At 60.6% G+C, this 15,654-nt stretch carries 13 protein-coding genes; 7 read left to right on the top strand and 6 right to left on the bottom strand.

Annotated features, from left to right (window positions below; translation table 11 throughout):
* Window positions 1–184 precede the first annotated feature (184 nt).
* Complete coding sequence (gene bglX, locus BLL36_RS03840) at window positions 185–2,476, bottom strand: beta-glucosidase BglX (RefSeq protein WP_076950148.1); 2,292 nt, start codon at window positions 2,474–2,476, stop codon at window positions 185–187.
* Between the two features lie 238 nt (window positions 2,477–2,714).
* On the opposite strand from bglX, the gene BLL36_RS03845 reads away from it, so the two are divergent.
* The 4 genes from BLL36_RS03845 (at window position 2,715) to BLL36_RS03860 (ending at window position 6,147) form a co-directional block, all read left to right on the top strand.
* A complete protein-coding gene (locus tag BLL36_RS03845) occupies window positions 2,715–3,326 on the top strand; it encodes a LemA family protein (RefSeq protein ID WP_010212287.1) in 612 nt (203 codons plus the stop codon).
* Between the two features lie 18 nt (window positions 3,327–3,344).
* Entirely contained in the window at window positions 3,345–4,073 is a 729-nt protein-coding gene (locus BLL36_RS31460) for a TPM domain-containing protein (protein ID WP_076950149.1), read from the top strand.
* A gap of 28 nt (window positions 4,074–4,101) precedes the next feature.
* Window positions 4,102–4,719 carry a TPM domain-containing protein gene (locus tag BLL36_RS03855; protein WP_076950151.1) on the top strand — a complete coding sequence of 206 codons (618 nt, stop codon included), beginning with the start codon at window positions 4,102–4,104 and terminating at the stop codon, window positions 4,717–4,719.
* 225 nt (window positions 4,720–4,944) lie between these two features.
* Window positions 4,945–6,147, top strand: a complete 1,203-nt coding sequence (locus tag BLL36_RS03860; protein WP_076950152.1) for a class I SAM-dependent methyltransferase — start codon at window positions 4,945–4,947, stop codon at window positions 6,145–6,147.
* Window positions 6,148–6,184: 37 nt separating this feature from the next.
* Here the strand turns inward: BLL36_RS03860 and BLL36_RS03865 are convergent, their stop codons facing one another.
* The 4 genes from BLL36_RS03865 to BLL36_RS03880 all read right to left on the bottom strand — a co-directional run bounded on the left by BLL36_RS03865 (window position 6,185) and on the right by BLL36_RS03880 (window position 11,486).
* Entirely contained in the window at window positions 6,185–8,755 is a 2,571-nt protein-coding gene (locus BLL36_RS03865) for a TonB-dependent receptor (RefSeq protein WP_076950153.1), read from the bottom strand.
* 126 nt (window positions 8,756–8,881) lie between these two features.
* Entirely contained in the window at window positions 8,882–9,850 is a 969-nt protein-coding gene (locus BLL36_RS03870; protein ID WP_076950155.1) for a FecR family protein, read from the bottom strand.
* Entirely contained in the window at window positions 9,847–10,386 is a 540-nt protein-coding gene (locus BLL36_RS03875) for an RNA polymerase sigma factor (RefSeq protein ID WP_076950156.1), read from the bottom strand. The genes BLL36_RS03870 and BLL36_RS03875 overlap by 4 nt, the downstream gene beginning before the upstream one ends.
* Before the next feature lie 83 nt (window positions 10,387–10,469).
* Window positions 10,470–11,486, bottom strand: a complete 1,017-nt coding sequence (locus BLL36_RS03880) for a DUF4917 family protein (RefSeq protein ID WP_076950157.1) — start codon at window positions 11,484–11,486, stop codon at window positions 10,470–10,472.
* A gap of 123 nt (window positions 11,487–11,609) precedes the next feature.
* Between BLL36_RS03880 and yiaY the strand changes: the two genes are divergently transcribed.
* Window positions 11,610–12,758, top strand: coding sequence for an L-threonine dehydrogenase (gene yiaY, locus BLL36_RS03885; protein ID WP_076950158.1), 1,149 nt, complete (start codon window positions 11,610–11,612; stop codon window positions 12,756–12,758).
* On the opposite strand, the gene BLL36_RS03890 is transcribed toward yiaY, so the two are convergent.
* A complete protein-coding gene (locus BLL36_RS03890) occupies window positions 12,725–13,912 on the bottom strand; it encodes an MFS transporter (protein ID WP_076950160.1) in 1,188 nt (395 codons plus the stop codon). The two genes, yiaY and BLL36_RS03890, sit on opposite strands and share 34 nt — an antisense overlap.
* A gap of 94 nt (window positions 13,913–14,006) precedes the next feature.
* Between BLL36_RS03890 and BLL36_RS03895 the strand changes: the two genes are divergently transcribed.
* Window positions 14,007–14,681: an NAD-dependent epimerase/dehydratase family protein gene (locus BLL36_RS03895; protein ID WP_076950162.1), complete on the top strand. Its 675-nt coding sequence runs from the start codon at window positions 14,007–14,009 to the stop codon at window positions 14,679–14,681.
* Window positions 14,681–15,619 (top strand): LysR family transcriptional regulator, encoded by a 939-nt coding sequence (locus BLL36_RS03900; RefSeq protein ID WP_076950163.1) that lies wholly within the window; start codon window positions 14,681–14,683, stop codon window positions 15,617–15,619. Before BLL36_RS03895 ends, BLL36_RS03900 begins: the two co-directional genes overlap by 1 nt.
* The last annotated feature ends 35 nt before the right edge of the window (window positions 15,620–15,654 follow it).

A 15,654-nucleotide genomic window follows, 5' to 3' on the forward strand; every position in this document is an offset into this window, starting at 1 on the left:
TCGACGACATAGTGCACCTGCACACTGATTCAGGGTGGACAGGGTGTTCGAGCAGGCGGGGGGTGAGATGTAGGCAGCAGCTTAGGGGGAGAAGGAAACGTGACTTTGTGCTGACAGAAACAGGCGCGAGGCGATGCGGCGACCCGACAAGCCCCCTCTTCAACGCAAGAGGGGGCTGCGTGGGTTACAGCAACTCGAAAGTCTGCTGCTGCACATCCTGGGAATCCAGCCCGATCTGCACATTGAACTCGCCCGGCTCCGCGGCGAACTTGAGCTGGGTGTTGTAGAACTTCAAGTCGTCCTCGGTGATGGTGAAGTGCAGCGTGCGCTCCTCGCCGGCCTTGAGCATGACTTTCTGGAAGTTCTTCAGCTCCTTGATCGGGCGGATCATCGAGCCTGACACGTCCTGGATATACAACTGCACGACCGTTTCACCGTCCACCTTGCCGGTGTTGGTCACCGTCACACTGGCGTCGAGCTTGCCGGTCTTGTTCAGGGTGGTGGACGACAGCGCCATGTCCGACAGGCTGAACGTGGTGTAGCTCAAGCCATACCCGAACGGAAACAGGGGGCCGGTGGTGTCGTCGAAATACTGCGACGTGTAGTTGCCCGGCTTGCCTGGGGTGAACGGCCGGCCGATGGTCAGGTGGTTGTAGTAGGTCGGAATCTGCCCCACCGAGCGTGGGAATGTGATCGGCAGCTTGCCCGACGGGTTGTAGTCACCAAACAGCACGTCGGCGATGGCGTTGCCGCCTTCGGTGCCGGCGAACCAGGTCTCCAGGATCGCGTCCGCCTGTTGGTTCTCTTCGAGAATCGACAGCGGGCGGCCGTTCATCAGCACCAGTACCAGCGGCTTGCCGGTGGCTTTGAGGGCCTTGATCAGGTCGCGCTGGCTTTGCGGGATGTTCAGGTCGGTGCGGCTGGAGGATTCGTGGGACATGCCACGGGATTCACCCACGGCGGCCACCACCACATCGGCATCCTTGGCGACCTTGACGGCCTCGTCGATCATCACTTGGGCGGGGCGGGTGTCATCCACCACTTCCGGGGCATCGAAGTTGAGGAAGTTCAGGTAGTCGACCACGGCCTTGTCATTGGTGATGTTGGCGCCACGGGCATAGATGATCTTGCCTTTTTCGCCGATCACCGCGTTCAAGCCGTCGAGCAGGGTGACCGATTGTTCCGGTTTGCCGGCGGCGGCCCAACTGCCCATCATGTCGATCGGTGCCTTGGCCAGCGGGCCGACCAGGGCGATGGTCGCGGATTTTTTCAGCGGCAGGGTGTTGTTGTGGTTTTTCAGCAGGACCAGGCTGCGGCGTGCGATGTCGCGCGCCTCGCTGCGATGCAGGCGGCTTTCGGCGTAGGTGTCGGCCGGGTCATCCTCGGCCTTGCCGATGCGCAGGTACGGGTCCTTGAACAGGCCCATGTCGTACTTGGCGCCGAGCACTTCGCGCACGGCGTTATCGATGTCGCTCTGCTCGATCTCGCCGGATTTGAGCAGGCCGGGCAATTCCTTGCCGTACAGTGAGTCGTTCATGCTCATGTCGATGCCGGCCTTGATCGCCAGCTTGGCGGCTTCACGCCCGTCCTTGGCCACGCCGTGCTTGATCAGCTCGAAGATCGCGCCATGGTCGCTCACGGCCAGGCCCTTGAAGCCCCAGTCCTTGCGCAGCAGGTCGTTCATCAGCCAGGTGTTGGCGGTGGCGGGCACGCCGTTGATCGAGTTGAGCGCCACCATCACGCCGCCGGAGCCGGCCTTGATTGCCGCGTGGTACGGCGGCAGGTAGTCCTGGTACATCTTGACCGGGCTAATGTCGACCACGTTGTAGTCACGCCCGCCTTCCACCGCGCCATACAGGGCGAAGTGCTTGACGCTGGCCATGATGCTGTCGGCATTCGCGGCGCTCACGCCCTGGAACGCCTTGACCATCACTTCGGCAATCCGCGAGACCAGGTAGGTGTCTTCGCCGAAACCTTCGGAGGTGCGGCCCCAGCGTGGGTCGCGGGAGATGTCGACCATCGGCGCGAAGGTGATGTCGAGGCTGTCGGCGGCGGCTTCCTGTGCGGCGATGCGCCCGGAGCGGCCGATGGCGTCCATGTCCCAGCTGGACGCCAGGGCCAGGCTGATCGGGAAAATCGTGCGGTGACCGTGGATCACGTCGTAGGCGAAGAACATCGGGATCTTCAGCCGGCTGCGCATGGCCGCGTCCTGCATCGGACGGTTTTCCGGGCGGGTGATGGAGTTGAACGTGCCGCCGATGCGGCCGGCGGCGATTTCCTTGCGGATCAGCTCGCGCGGCATCTCGGGGCCGATGCTGATCAGGCGCAACTGGCCGATCTTTTCGTCCAGGGTCATCTGCTTGAGCAGGTCGCTGACAAAGGCGTCCTTGTCTTTAAGCGCGACAGGCGTTGTTTCTGCCCATACGGGCTGGGTGGCCAGAGTGGCAACAAGGCCGAGCAAGCACAGCTTCTTCATGAATATCCTTTTTCGGCTCACTGCACAGCGATTAGGCTGGTCGGCCAAAATGTGGGGAGCGTCTATTGTTGTTCGGGTGTTGTTCAGATAAATGCAGCACACTCTGAACTCTTTTTCGCGCTGGGCATCTTTGTAGCTGATTGGCTCGACGCAATCCAGTGGTGGCGGATTATGCCCCAAGCGCGTGGTTTATAGGGTTAGTCGTCAAATTCCATCAAGATTGGGCAGGAGAAACACCATGCAAGCAGCACAAGGTTACCGCTGGGGCTTGAAAGCCGCGGCTTTGCTATTGATCAGCACGGTGCTGAGCGGTTGCGGGATCAACAACATCCCGACCCTGGATGAACAGGCCAAAGCCGCTTGGGGCCAAGTGCAGAACCAGTACCAGCGCCGCGCCGACCTGATCCCCAACCTGGTGGAAGTGGTCAAGGGCTACGCCGCCCATGAGCAGGACACCCTCACCGCCGTGATCGAAGCGCGCGCCAAGGCCACCTCGATCCAGGTGGATGCCAGCACCCTCGACAACCCGGAAAAACTCAAGCAGTTCCAGCAAGCCCAGGACGGCTTGAGCGGTGCACTGAGCCGCTTGATGGTGGTGTCCGAGCGCTACCCGGACCTGAAGGCCAACCAGAACTTCCTGGCCCTGCAATCGCAGCTTGAAGGCACCGAAAACCGTATCGCTGTGGCCCGCCGCGACTTTATCCAGGCGGTGCAGGCCTACAACACCGAGATCCGCACCTTCCCCGGCCGCCTGTGGCACAGCGTGATGTACAGCGACTTGCCGATCCGCGCCACGTTTGAAGCCACCAGTGCCGATGCCGATAAAGCGCCGCAAGTGAAGTTCAAATAAGGCTGCATTGAGGTGTCGATGCGTTTATTAAGGATAGGCCTGGCGCTGTGGCTGTTGGCCTGCGTAGGCGTGGCCCAGGCGGCGCTGACCTTCCCGGCGCTGACCGGGCGGGTGGTGGATAACGCCCAAATGCTGGACGAGGCCACGCGCCAACGGCTGACGCAACAATTGCAGGCGCTGGAGCAGACCACCGGCAACCAGGTCGTGGTGGTCACCGTGCCAGATTTGCAGGGGGTGCCGATTGAAGACTTCGGTTATCAATTGGGCCGCCACTGGGGCATCGGCCAGAAGGGCAAGGACAACGGCGCGCTGTTGATCGTCGCCCGCGATGAGCGCAAATTGCGCATCGAAGTCGGCTATGGCCTGGAAGGCGTGCTCACCGATGCGCAGTCGTGGGTGATCATCAACCAGGTGATTGCACCCAAGTTCAAGGCCGGCAATTTCAGCCAGGGCATCAGCGACGGTGTGGCGGCGATGGTGCAGGTGGTGGGCGGCGAGCCATTGGCGGTGCCGGCCCATGTGGCGGACGCCAACTTTGCCAAGGATAATCCTGGGTTTTCCATTGGCCTGTTTATTCTGTTGATCGGCGTATTGTGGCTGTGCAATCGCATGGGGCTGCCGGTCGGCGCGATCCTGCTGGCGATTCTCAGCAGCAGCGGTCGTGGCGGCGGAGGCGGGGGAGGTGGCGGCGGTTTCCGCGGCGGCGGTGGCGGCTTCGGCGGCGGCGGGGCTTCGGGCGGGTGGTGATGACAATAATCAGAGAGCAACTACAACCATGGCATTACTGACTGAACACGAGCAGCGCCAAGTCGCCGAAGCGATCGCCCGCGTGGAAAAAACCACCGACGCGGAACTGGTGACCGTATTGGCCGCCCGCGCGGATGACTACGCCTACATCCCGCTGTTGTGGGCCAGCCTGATCGCGTTGGTGGTGCCGGGTGTAGTGCATTACTTGTCGGGTTACCTGACCATGTACACCTTGCTGTTGGCGCAATGGGCGACGTTCATCGTGTTGTGCCTGGTGTTCCGCTTGCCCAAGGTCACCACGCGGTTGATCCCCCGCTCGGTGCGCCACTGGCGCGCATCCAACCTGGCGCGGCGGCAGTTCCTGGAGCAGAACCTGCACCACACCGTGGGCAGTACCGGGGTGCTGATTTTTGTCAGCGAGGCTGAGCGGTATGTGGAGATTCTGGTGGATAACGGCATCTCCACGCGCCTGGATGACAGCTGCTGGGATGCGATCGTCAAGGTATTTACCCAGCAGGTGAAACAGGGGCAGACGCTGGCCGGGTTTATCAGTTGCATTGAAGCCTGCGGCGAGTTGTTGAAGGTGCATGTGCCAGTGACGCAGGCGCGTAATGAATTGCCCAATCGCCTGGTCGTACTCGAATAGCCCAGGCAACGTATCTTACTGTGGGAGCTGGCTTGTCGGGTCGCCGCATCGCTGCGATTGCATCACCTCGGTTTGCCTGATGGACCGAGGTGCCCGCATCGCAGGCAAGCCAGCTCCCACATTTGTTCTGCAGTGTCTGATCGACCGTTGATCAAATAACCCCGTGCCCAAAACCCCCATCCCCTCTAAAATGCCCGGCATTCCCTGCCCGAGGCGTTTTTGTTCATGTCTGTCACCGCTCAACCGGATCATTACGCCCAGTTCATCGAACTGCTCAGCGCAAGCCTCGCGCAGAACGCCTTCATCAAACTGGTGCTGGCCAAGTACGTCGGTACCGAGGCCGAGTTGCAGCGGCTGATCATCAAGCCTGTGACGGTCAAGGAGCAGCCATGCCTGTCCTTCGTCTATCGCTACAAGACCCGCGACATCACCAAGAATTTTCCTGTGGCAGAAGGCGTGGCGGTGATTGTCGAACTGCTGCCGGCTCAGTTCAAGAACGCGCACTTGCTGTCGCTGACCGACGAAGCCCAGCTCGAATACAGCAAGAAGAACAAAAGCTCGCTGTTCAAAAGTAAGCCGCAGCAACTGCGCGAAGCGCCTTCGGCCGAGCATAACCGCGAGAAGCATCGGTTTCTCGACCTGAGCCGGCCGTTCCTTGCCGACCTGGGCGTGACCGATGCCAGGCAGGCGCTGATCCCGTCGATGTCGCGCAAGTGGAAGCAGATCAACAAGTTCATCGAAGTGTTCAGCCATGCGCTGACTTCTTCACCCTTGAAGCTGGATCAGCCCGTGCGCGTGGCCGACTTTGGCTCGGGCAAGGGTTACCTGACGTTCGCCATCCACGACTACCTGCGCAACACCCTCAAGGCCGAAGCCGAAGTGACCGGTGTTGAATTGCGCGAAGACATGGTGACCCTGTGCAACACCGCCGCCGCCCGCCTGGAACATCCGGGGCTGGTGTTCAAATGCGGCGATGTGCGCAGCGTGGCGCCAAGCGAGCTGGACGTGATGATCGCCCTGCATGCCTGTGACATTGCTACCGACTATGCGATTCACACCGGCATCCGCTCCGGTGCGTCGATCATCATGTGCTCGCCGTGCTGCCACAAGCAGATCCGCCTGCAGATCCAGAGCCCGGTGCTGCTCAAGCCGATGCTGCAATACGGCCTGCACCTGGGCCAGCAGGCGGAGATGGTCACTGACAGCCTGCGCGCGTTGTTCCTCGAAGCCTGCGGTTACGAGACCAAGGTGTTTGAGTTCATCTCGCTGGAACACACCAACAAGAACAAGATGATCCTCGCGGTCAAGCGCGCCGAGCCTTTGGGCAACGCGCAGTTGCTGGAGAAAATCCAGGAGCTGAAGGCGTTCTACCACATCACCGAGCACTGCCTGGAAACCCTGCTGCGCGCCGATGGTTACCTGACCTGAACCCTGGCGCGCTCCTACACATTGACCTTGCCTGTTTTCAGAAGAAACGCGTGATGCTGATCTTGGCATTGCGTCCTTCGCTGAAGGCGCGGTCGCCGCTGAGCGCTGGGCGGTAGTTGCGGTTGAACAGGTTGTCGACAGTGAAGTTGACTTCGGTGCCTTTGAGGCCTGCCTGCTGGGGCTTCCAGCTGGCAAACAGGCCCTGAGTATCATAGCTGGGGTTTTCATACTGGTCGTAGAAGCTGTCACCGGCCACGCTGTTGAGGCTGCTGGAATATTTATCGCTGGGCAGGCGGTCGGTCTTGCGCACGAACTGCCCCTGCCAGCCCACTTGCGCGTCCCAGCTCGGAATTTTGGTGCCCAGCACCACCACCCATTTGGCAGGTGGAATATCACGGGCCCACACATGCGTGCTGGTGGCCCAAGGGTTGGTGTAAGGGTTGTCGCGTTTCCCGGTGGCCCAGGAATACGACAGCGAGCCGAACACGTAAGTCGAGTCGTAGTAACCCTCAACCTCGAAGCCCTTGATGGTCATGCCGCCGACGTTGCGGTAATTGGATTTGGCCGCCATGTCGCCGCCGCAGACGGTGTCGATATTGCCTGAAACCCAATTCTGCCGGTTACAGCCGATTCCCGTGGCCTTGAAAATTTCATCCTCGATGCGGTTGTGAAACAGGGTGGTACGTAGTTGCAGGCTGTCATCGCGGCTGAAAACGTTGGAAAAGTGGGTAACGTTACCCGCTGTGATCGCCGTAATGCGCTCCGGGTCAAGGTCGACGCTGGTGGCGGTTCGGCTGCCAACGCCTTGCACTTCATACTGCTCGTCGATTACCGGGGCGCGCCAGGTTTTGTTCCAGCTCGCGAACATCGCCACGTCCGGTGTGATGTTCCAGTAGGCCGCCAGGCGCGGCGACCAGCCGGTGTAGGTGCGGTTGCTGTAGTCATGCCCGAAAGACGGGTTTGGGTTGCTGTAGAACGGCGCATCGTTGGCTTCGCCGCGGTTTCGCACGTGGTCATAGCGCAGCGACGGCGTGAGGGTGACGTCGCCGATAGTCACCGCATCCTGCAGGTAGAACGAATGGGTGTCGACTTTGCCATGGGGCATGAAATACGGCTGAAAGTGCCCGTAGTTGTAACGGGGCGTGTTGTAGGTTGCGCCCGGCATCCAGCTTTCGGTCTCACGGATGTGTTTGCGAATCTGCACACCGCTGGTCACCGCGTGTTCAAGTGACCCTGTGGTAAACAGGCTGATGTTGCGCGCTTCCAGAATCTTGTCGTTGTAGGCGGTGTCCATTTTGCGTCCGCCGGTGGCGAGGGAGAACGATGCATTTTCGTTGCGCTCATCGGTCTGGTCGGTATTGGACAGGGAGTAGCTGAGTTTCAAGTCCACCAACGGGTTGTCCAGTGGCTGGTATTCATACTTGCCCGAGTAAGTGGTGTCGATGGTCTCGCGATCCGCCAGGAAACGTTTGAGGGCGCCTTCGTAGCCATAACGGTCAATCGCCGACTGCAGCGGTGGCGTGGGATAGCTTTTGGCCGAGAAAGGCGTCCAACGCTGGCTTCGCGAGCGCGAATACGACAACCCCACGCTGTGTTCGTCGGTGAAGTGCGCGTTGAACTTGAACAAGGCACCGTCGACGTTCTGCGCACTGTTGGGTAAGCGTTTGGGATTGATCGGGTACTCGTTGCGAGTGTCTGGCGGGGTAGCCGCCAGCTTCATGTCGCCGCCGTCGCGCTGGGTAATATAGGCCAGGCCGTCGAAGCGAGCATCGTCGGTACGCCCATAGAGGGCAGAGCTGTAGACTTGTTCGTGATTGTTGCTGGAGTAGCCATATTTGAGCATGGCACCGGCATCGCGACCGTTTTCAAGCAGGTCCGGGGCGTCCTTGGTTTCCATATGCACCGTGCCGCCGAATCCGCCGTTGCCGGTAAAGGCCGAGTACGGGCCTTTCTCCACTTCGATGCGCTTGATCAGTTCCGGTTCGATGAAGATGGTGCCTTGCTGATAGCGCTCGAAGCCACTCTTGGTCGCGCCGTCCACGGTCATCGGCACATCTTCGGCCTCGGCCATGCCGCGGATGTTGATGGTCTGGCCACCCGGCTTGGGCGAACCGCCCATGAACACGCCGGGCAGGGTTTGCAGCAAAGAAGGGATATTGCTCGGCTGGTAGCGGTCGATATCCGCCTGGCTCAGGGTCGAGCGGCCCACAGTGCTGGAGTCTACCCGATTACCAGTACCGATCACGCTCAGGGCATCCAGCTGGATCGCTCCGCTTTGGGTGGTCTTTGCCTCTTCGGGCCTCACCACGTAGGTGCTGCCGACCTTGACCAACGTGAATTGGGCGTTTTCCAGCAGCGTACGAATCGCCACTTCCGGGGTGTAATCACCGTTGAGCGCCGGCGCCTGCATGTTCTTGAGCAGCTCTTCATCGAACAGCAGCTGTATCTGTGCCTGTTGCGCGACCTGACTCAAAGACGTAGCCAGCGGCTGGGCGGGCAGTTGCAGCTTGAGCGACTGAGCCTGGGCGCTGAGGCTAAAAGCCAGGCAAGTGGCGATGAGGGTCGGTCGAAAAAACAGATACGAAGCGTGGCAAGGCGCGCGAAACATGAAATCCCCCGGTGTGGCCAAATGGCCGAAAAGTGTGCGTATCAAACGCAGACCGGAGGAAGACGGGGCAGATGAACAAATCCACACCTGCGAATGCAAAATATTCTCAAATAAGGCTTGGGCAGATTATTTGCTCGGCTCGATCCTGATACCGCCATCCGCCGACGCCACGGTTTTCACCGGCAGCAGGGCGGGCAGGGCGTTTAGCAGGGCGTCCGGATCATTCACATCAAGATTGCCCGAAACTTTCAGGTGCGCCACCGCATTACTGACCTGCAGCGATGCCTGAGGGCGGTACAGGCTCAACTCATCGACGAGACTGGCCAGTTCACGGTTGCGAAACGACAGATGTCCGCTGCGCCAGCCGGCAACCTCCCCGGCGGTAAGGGTTTGCTGTTGCAGTGTGCCGTCGGCGTAGCGGTAGACGGCGCTCTGCCGGGCGCCCAGCAAAGTGACGGGGTTCTTCGCATCGGGCGCGAAAGCGACCTGGCCATGGGCAACGCTGACCACCAGTTGCTGCTGGCTGCGTCGTACGTCAAGGCCAGTGCCGACCACGCGCACGCTGGCCTCTCCCGCTTGCACGAACAGCGGTCGTTCCTTGTCGGCGGCCACTTCGATATACAGTTGGCCCTTGTCCAGGCGCACGATGCGCTGGTGCGCGGTGAAGTCTACGCGCGCGCGCGTGTTGGCATTTACATACAAGGTGCTGCCATCGGGCAGGTTCAGGCTGCGCATGCCTTTGGCGTGGGCCGATACCTGGGTGTGATACAGCTCGCGGGGCGCGCCGATCGGGGTGGCGAGCACCGCGCACAGTAAGGCGGCGGCAATGGCCAGGGCAGGTCGCCATATCGACGTTGTGCGCTTGGGCGGTGCCACGGGTTTGTTCAGTGGCTGCAACTGGGCCAGGTCCGCCCACAGTTGCTCGACTTCGGCATAAGCACGGGCATGGGCGGGCTCGGCTTGCCAGGCAGCAAAGGCCTTGCGATCGGGGCTTGCTGTGTGATTGCGGTTGCGAGCAAACCAGCTGGCAGCTTGGGCATCGATGGCGTCGCTGTCCTCGATAGCCAGGACTTCGGTGTCCTTCAGGCGGTTCATTCTGGCTGCTCCGTGCCGGGTTCGGGTTGAAGGCGTCGCTTGCAGTGCAGCAGGGCAATGGCAATGTGCTTTTCCACCATGCTGGTCGAGATACCCATGCGCTTTGCGATCTGTGCCTGGCTCAAGCCTTCAAAGCGGTGCAGCATAAGGGCTTCTCGCCTGCGGGGCGAGAGTTCGGCGAGGACATCTTTCAACTGTTCCAGGCGTTGCAAGCGTTGCGCGGCGGCCATGGGATCGTTTTGTTCGTCGGTGGCTGGTTCCATGGCCACTTCAGCCTGATCCTGGTACACGGTCTGCCGAACCCTCTGTCTGCGCCAGTGATCACGCAGCAGATTGCGCGCCATCTGGAACAGGAACGCCCGCGGCTGCTCAACCTTCGCCCGGTCGTGGTAATCCAGCCATCGGGTGAAGACATCCTGTGTCATATCCGCCGCATCGCAGGCGTTGTCCGTGCGTTTGCGCAGGAAATACAGGATATCCGTATAAAACCCGCGAAAGGCATCGGCCGATGAAGGGTCGGGCTTGTGACGAGACATGGATATCCTTCTTGACGAAGCACGGCTTGGAAAAGTCGCGAATGATATCGAGAATTATTGTCATTTGTCTCGTTGGATTTTGATCAGCGCTCCACAGGGACGGACAGTGCCGGATTGCCCAATGGATGCGTACGCGCCGCAAAGAACTTCAGTTCCACTCCCGTGCCATCAAACAACTCCGAGTACCGCCGCTTCTGCTGGCGAATAAACCCGTCGCTGCGCCCCGAGACCGAGATCGCCAGGGTCGTCAATTTGGCCTGGCGAATCGCATCCACCAAGTGTGCGTCCTGCGGCCCCAGACCATGACCGAAGATGCACAGCGCGCCTTTGTGGTTCAGCAACTGCTCATAACAAAACGACAGATAATCCGAACTGCGGATGGTCTTGAGCTTTTCCTCAACCTTGCCCTCGCTGACAAACAACGGCACGTCGTCCAGGGTCTTGAGGGTGTTGTTGATCGCAAAACTGCTGAGCAAGGTGCTGTCGGTGGTCGGCAATTTGCGCGCGGTGCCGTCGAGGTTACGCACCAGGTGCAGGCCGCCGTGCAGGTAGAGAATGCGTGTGGCGCTTGTGCGATTGTCGCGCAGGTCAAAGCTGGCGTCGGCGCTGCGGAACAGGTCGTCGATGCCCGGCGTGTGCAGGATCGCCCAGTAGTTGAGCAGGTCGTAGTTGCTGGTGAACACCGTGGGGTAATTCATCAGTTCGCTGCTGATTGTCGCCAAGGTCGAGGGCTGCACCAGGCGCCACGGGATGTGCACGGCGTGGATGGTGTTGATCAGGGCTTCCTTGATTGCGTAGTAGCGATTGCGCGGCGCCGCCGAACTGACTGCCAGGGCCTTGTTGACCCGGCTGGTGGTCTTCAGCGCGCCCAGCGCTTGTTCGAAACTGCGGGTTTGCAAGGCGTCGAACACGCTGAGCTCGGATTGGCTCAGGGGTTTTTCTTCGATGGTGCGTGCGTTTTCGAACAGTGAGTCGTAGGCAAAGTCTTCCCAAATCGTGCGGCTGGCGCCGTTGCCGATCAGAATCCCGTTGAAGTCGAGGATCGCGCGCACTGCGCTCCAGTCTTCAAGGTGGGCGTCAATATCCTGGAAATCCTTCATTGGTGCGGCTCTACTCGAAATCGGCTGAGCGGTGACTTTATCACGGCCAGGCGTTGATCCTGATCAAGATGCCGCACGCGTCACCGGTTGATCCTGTGGGCATAACGCCTCTGAGGATTCGCCATGAGCAGCACCTTTTTCATTCCCGCCGTGAACATCATGGGCACCGATTGCCTCGACGAAGCCATGATCGCTATTCGTAACTATGGTTTTCGCAGGGCGCTGATCGTCACCGACACCGGCCTGGCCAAGGCCGGTGTAGCAAGCATGATTGCCGAGAAACTGGCGATGCAGGACATCGATTCGGTGATCTACGACGGCGCCAAACCCAACCCCAATGTGGACAACGTCGAGAAAGGCCTGGCGCTATTGCAGCAGAGCGACTGTGACTTCGTGGTGTCCCTGGGCGGCGGTTCGCCCCACGACTGCGCCAAGGGCATCGCCCTGTGCGCCACCAACGGCGGGCATATCGGCGACTATGAAGGCGTCGACCAATCGAGCAAACCGCAATTGCCGCTGGTGGCCATCAACACCACTGCCGGCACCGCCAGCGAGATGACCCGTTTCTGCATCATCACCGATGAAAGCCGCCACGTGAAAATGGCCATCGTCGACCGCAACGTCACGCCGCTGCTGTCGGTCAACGACCCAAGCCTGATGGTGGGCATGCCCAAGGGCCTCACCGCCGCCACCGGCATGGACGCGCTGACCCATGCCATCGAAGCCTACGTATCCACCGCCGCCACACCGATCACCGATGCCTGCGCAATCAAGGCCATCGAACTGATCAGCGCCAACCTGCGCCTGGCCGTTCGCGACGGCAGCGACAAGGCTGCACGGGAGAACATGGCCTATGCGCAATTTCTTGCCGGGATGGCCTTCAACAATGCGTCCCTGGGGTTCGTGCATGCCATGGCGCACCAACTGGGTGGTTTCTATGACCTGCCCCACGGCGTGTGCAACGCAGTGTTGCTGCCCCACGTGCAAAGCTTCAACGCCAGCGTCAGCGCCAAGCGCCTGAGCGATGTGGGCCGCGCGCTGGGCGCCGACATCAAGGGCAACACTGACGAAGAGGGCGCCCAGGCGGCCATCGCGGCCATTCGCAGCCTGGCCCATGACGTTGAGATTCCCGCCGGGTTGCGCGAGTTGGGCGCCAAGTTGCAAGACATTCCACTGCTGGCAACCAATGCGCTGAAGGATGCGTGCGGGCTGACCAACCCGCGCAGGGCGGATCAGCGTCAGATCGAGGAGATCTTTCGCAACGCGTTCTGACCTTCGCGACAGCGGGCGACGCACAGGCATGCGGCGCCCGCCAACGCCATACATAGAACCGCCATCGGCCATGCCTGATGACTCACCAGTAGGCTCGCCATTGCGCCAATCAACGCCGCCAGGAGTTGGTGCATGAAGCCACTTAACGCCATGGCGTAAGCACCGTTTACGGGTGACGTATCGTTGGCCAATGACAAGCTGATCGGGTAGCTCATTGACTGACCCAACACTGCCAGGCAATACGGCAGCCACAACAAGATGGCGAGCCCACCAGCAAATACACTGCCCAGCAACATCGCGGCTGTACCCGTCAGTACCAGTGACACACCCCAGCCCATCATCCTCAACCGTCCCGCGCGAGTGACGAAGCGATTGACCATCAACGCCCCCGCCAGATACGCCGCGCTGATTGGCCAGCCCAACCAGCCATACTGCGCGGCGCTCCACTCGAACCGCCCTTGCATTATCAAGGGCGCGCAAGTGTTGAACGTAATGATCACCCCATAACCCAGGCCGCCAGCCAATGCCGCATACAGAAATGGCGGATGCCGCGCGATCGTGGCGTAGATGCGCCAGGCGCAAACCGACGAATCCGCCTTTGTCCACGTGGGAAATTCCAGCCGTTGTAACACTCCCATCAACATGATGGCCCCAATCGCCAACCCGTAAAAAATCGACTTCCAGCCGAACACCACCTGCAATAACGAACCTATGAATTGGCCGATACCCAAGGCGATCACAAAGGTCATTCCCAGCCACGATAAACCCTTGGCCAACAATGCACCGCTGAAACTGTCCCGCGCCAACACCCGCGCCATCACCGAAACACCGCCTGCGCCAAAACCTTGAATCAGCCGTAATGACAGGAAGGCTTCAATGCTCAGCGCCAATGGAATTGCCGCGCTTGCCAGCGCATACACCGCGAGCGCCGCCAACAGCACGGGCTTACGCCCAAAACGTTCGCCCAGACTGCCGCACACCAACATCGGTAATGCCATGCCAATCAGGTAGAACGCCAGGGCCAGCGCAACGTGATCTTCGGCGGCGGTGAGCGAGTGGGCGATGACGGGGACGGCAGGCAGATAACTGCTGATGCCCACTTGGGCGAGAAAGGCGGCACTGCAGGCGAGGGTGAGGGTAGTAGTATTGTTCAAGGGCCAGCTTTTCCTTTTTCAGCGGTAAGCTACAAGCTGATAGTGTGTTTGTCTGTAACGTGCGGCTAATCGTTTGTAACCAAGGAACTAATCCATGAGAGTTCTGCTATTCGGCGCCACCGGCATGGTCGGCCAGGGTGTGCTACGCGAGTGCCTGCTGGCCGCCGACGTTCAGGAGATCGTCACCGTTGGCCGCACGCCGTTGACCCAGGAGCATGGCAAGCTGCACCAGGTGTTGCACAGCGACATGCTGGATTTCCAACCGCTGGAAAACCTGCTGCAAGGCTTTGATGCGTGCTTCTTTTGCCTCGGTGTTTCGTCGGCGGGGATGAATGAAGCCCGGTACACCCACCTCACGTATGACCTCACCCTCGTTGCCGCCAGCACCCTGGCGCGGCTCAACCCGCAGATGACATTTTTGTATATTTCCGGCGCGGGCACCGACAGTTCCGAGGCGGGCAAATCGATGTGGGCGCGGGTCAAGGGCAAGACGGAGAACGCCTTGTTGCGCCTGCCGTTCGAGGCGGTGTATCTGTTTCGCCCTGGGCTGATTCAGCCGTTGCACGGTGTGCGTTCGAAGACGCCGTTGTACCGGCTCTTTTATGGCGTGCTTGGGCCATTGCTGTCTTTGGTACGTCGGGTAAAACCGGATTGGGTGGTGAGCACCGAGACGGTGGGGCGGGCGATGTTGCAGGCTGCAAGCCACGGCGCGCCGCAGCCGGTGGTGGAGCAGGCGCAGATCAATCGCTTGGCCAACGAGCGTCGCTGATGCTGCACAAGAGCCTGGTGCGCCGCCTGGACCTGATCACGCTGCAGCTGTTCGTTGCGGTGTTCGAGGAGGGTACGCTGACGCGCGCCGCCAACCGTGAGGCGATTGCCGTGTCGGCTGCCAGCAAGCGCCTGATGGAACTTGAGCAGGTGCTGGGCGTGAGCCTGTTCGTGCGCCGGGCCAAGGGCATGGACCTGACGGCCGCCGGCGAAACCTTGCTGCACCACGCGCGGCAGATGCTGTTCAACGTCGAGAAGATGGGGTTGGAGCTGGGCGAGCACAGCCACGGCGTGCGCGGGTATGTGCGGATGCTGGCGAATCTGTCGGCGATCATTCAGTTTCTTCCCGAGGACCTGCGGGATTTTTCCGAGTTGCATCCCGAGGTGAAAACCGATCTGGAGGAGCGCCCCAGCAATGGCGTGGTGCAGGGCGTTCTGGATGGCGTGGCGGACCTCGGGATCTGCTCCAGTGACACCGACACCAAAGGCCTGCCCGGCGTGACCTATCGCCATGACAAACTGGTGGTGCTGATGCCGGCTGATCACCCGCTGGCGGCACGCGAAAGCCTGGCTTTTGCCGAAACCCTGGGCAGCGATTACGTCGGCCTGCACGCCGCCAGCTCCATTAATATGCGCACCCACGCCGCCGCGCGCGAGGCCGGCAGGATGCTGCGCCTGCGTATTCATGTGCCGGGGTTCGATGCCATGTGCCGGATGGTCCAGGCCCATATGGGCATCGGGATCCTGCCGCATAAGGCGTATGAGTTGTTTGGTCGCGCGCTGGGGTTGCATGCCGTGCCCCTGACGGATGCCTGGTCGGATCGCAGCTTGATCCTGGTGGTGCGCGATGAAGCGATGCTGTCGCCCGTCAGTCGATTGCTGTTCGATTACCTCAGAATGGCCGCGCCTGTTCTAGAGCGGCCCGACAGTCTGGTCTGACAGACTATTCCTTGATCGTTCGCGTTTCGCGAACG

This window comes from Pseudomonas cedrina subsp. cedrina, from assembly GCF_001983175.1.
In the GTDB taxonomy this organism is placed as follows: Bacteria; Pseudomonadota; Gammaproteobacteria; order Pseudomonadales; family Pseudomonadaceae; genus Aquipseudomonas; species Aquipseudomonas cedrina.

What these genes read in the sequence shown, in the direction of transcription:
- bglX (WP_076950148.1), bottom strand. Translation starts at nt 2,476, where the DNA reads ATGAAGAAGCTGTGCTTGCTCGGCCTTGTTGCCACTCTGGCCACCCAG.
- BLL36_RS03845 (WP_010212287.1), top strand. Translation starts at nt 2,715, where the DNA reads ATGCAAGCAGCACAAGGTTACCGCTGGGGCTTGAAAGCCGCGGCTTTG.
- BLL36_RS31460 (WP_076950149.1), top strand. Translation starts at nt 3,345, where the DNA reads ATGCGTTTATTAAGGATAGGCCTGGCGCTGTGGCTGTTGGCCTGCGTA.
- BLL36_RS03855 (WP_076950151.1), top strand. Translation starts at nt 4,102, where the DNA reads ATGGCATTACTGACTGAACACGAGCAGCGCCAAGTCGCCGAAGCGATC.
- BLL36_RS03860 (WP_076950152.1), top strand. Translation starts at nt 4,945, where the DNA reads ATGTCTGTCACCGCTCAACCGGATCATTACGCCCAGTTCATCGAACTG.
- BLL36_RS03865 (WP_076950153.1), bottom strand. Translation starts at nt 8,755, where the DNA reads ATGTTTCGCGCGCCTTGCCACGCTTCGTATCTGTTTTTTCGACCGACC.
- BLL36_RS03870 (WP_076950155.1), bottom strand. Translation starts at nt 9,850, where the DNA reads ATGAACCGCCTGAAGGACACCGAAGTCCTGGCTATCGAGGACAGCGAC.
- BLL36_RS03875 (WP_076950156.1), bottom strand. Translation starts at nt 10,386, where the DNA reads ATGTCTCGTCACAAGCCCGACCCTTCATCGGCCGATGCCTTTCGCGGG.
- BLL36_RS03880 (WP_076950157.1), bottom strand. Translation starts at nt 11,486, where the DNA reads ATGAAGGATTTCCAGGATATTGACGCCCACCTTGAAGACTGGAGCGCA.
- yiaY (WP_076950158.1), top strand. Translation starts at nt 11,610, where the DNA reads ATGAGCAGCACCTTTTTCATTCCCGCCGTGAACATCATGGGCACCGAT.
- BLL36_RS03895 (WP_076950162.1), top strand. Translation starts at nt 14,007, where the DNA reads ATGAGAGTTCTGCTATTCGGCGCCACCGGCATGGTCGGCCAGGGTGTG.
- BLL36_RS03900 (WP_076950163.1), top strand. Translation starts at nt 14,681, where the DNA reads ATGCTGCACAAGAGCCTGGTGCGCCGCCTGGACCTGATCACGCTGCAG.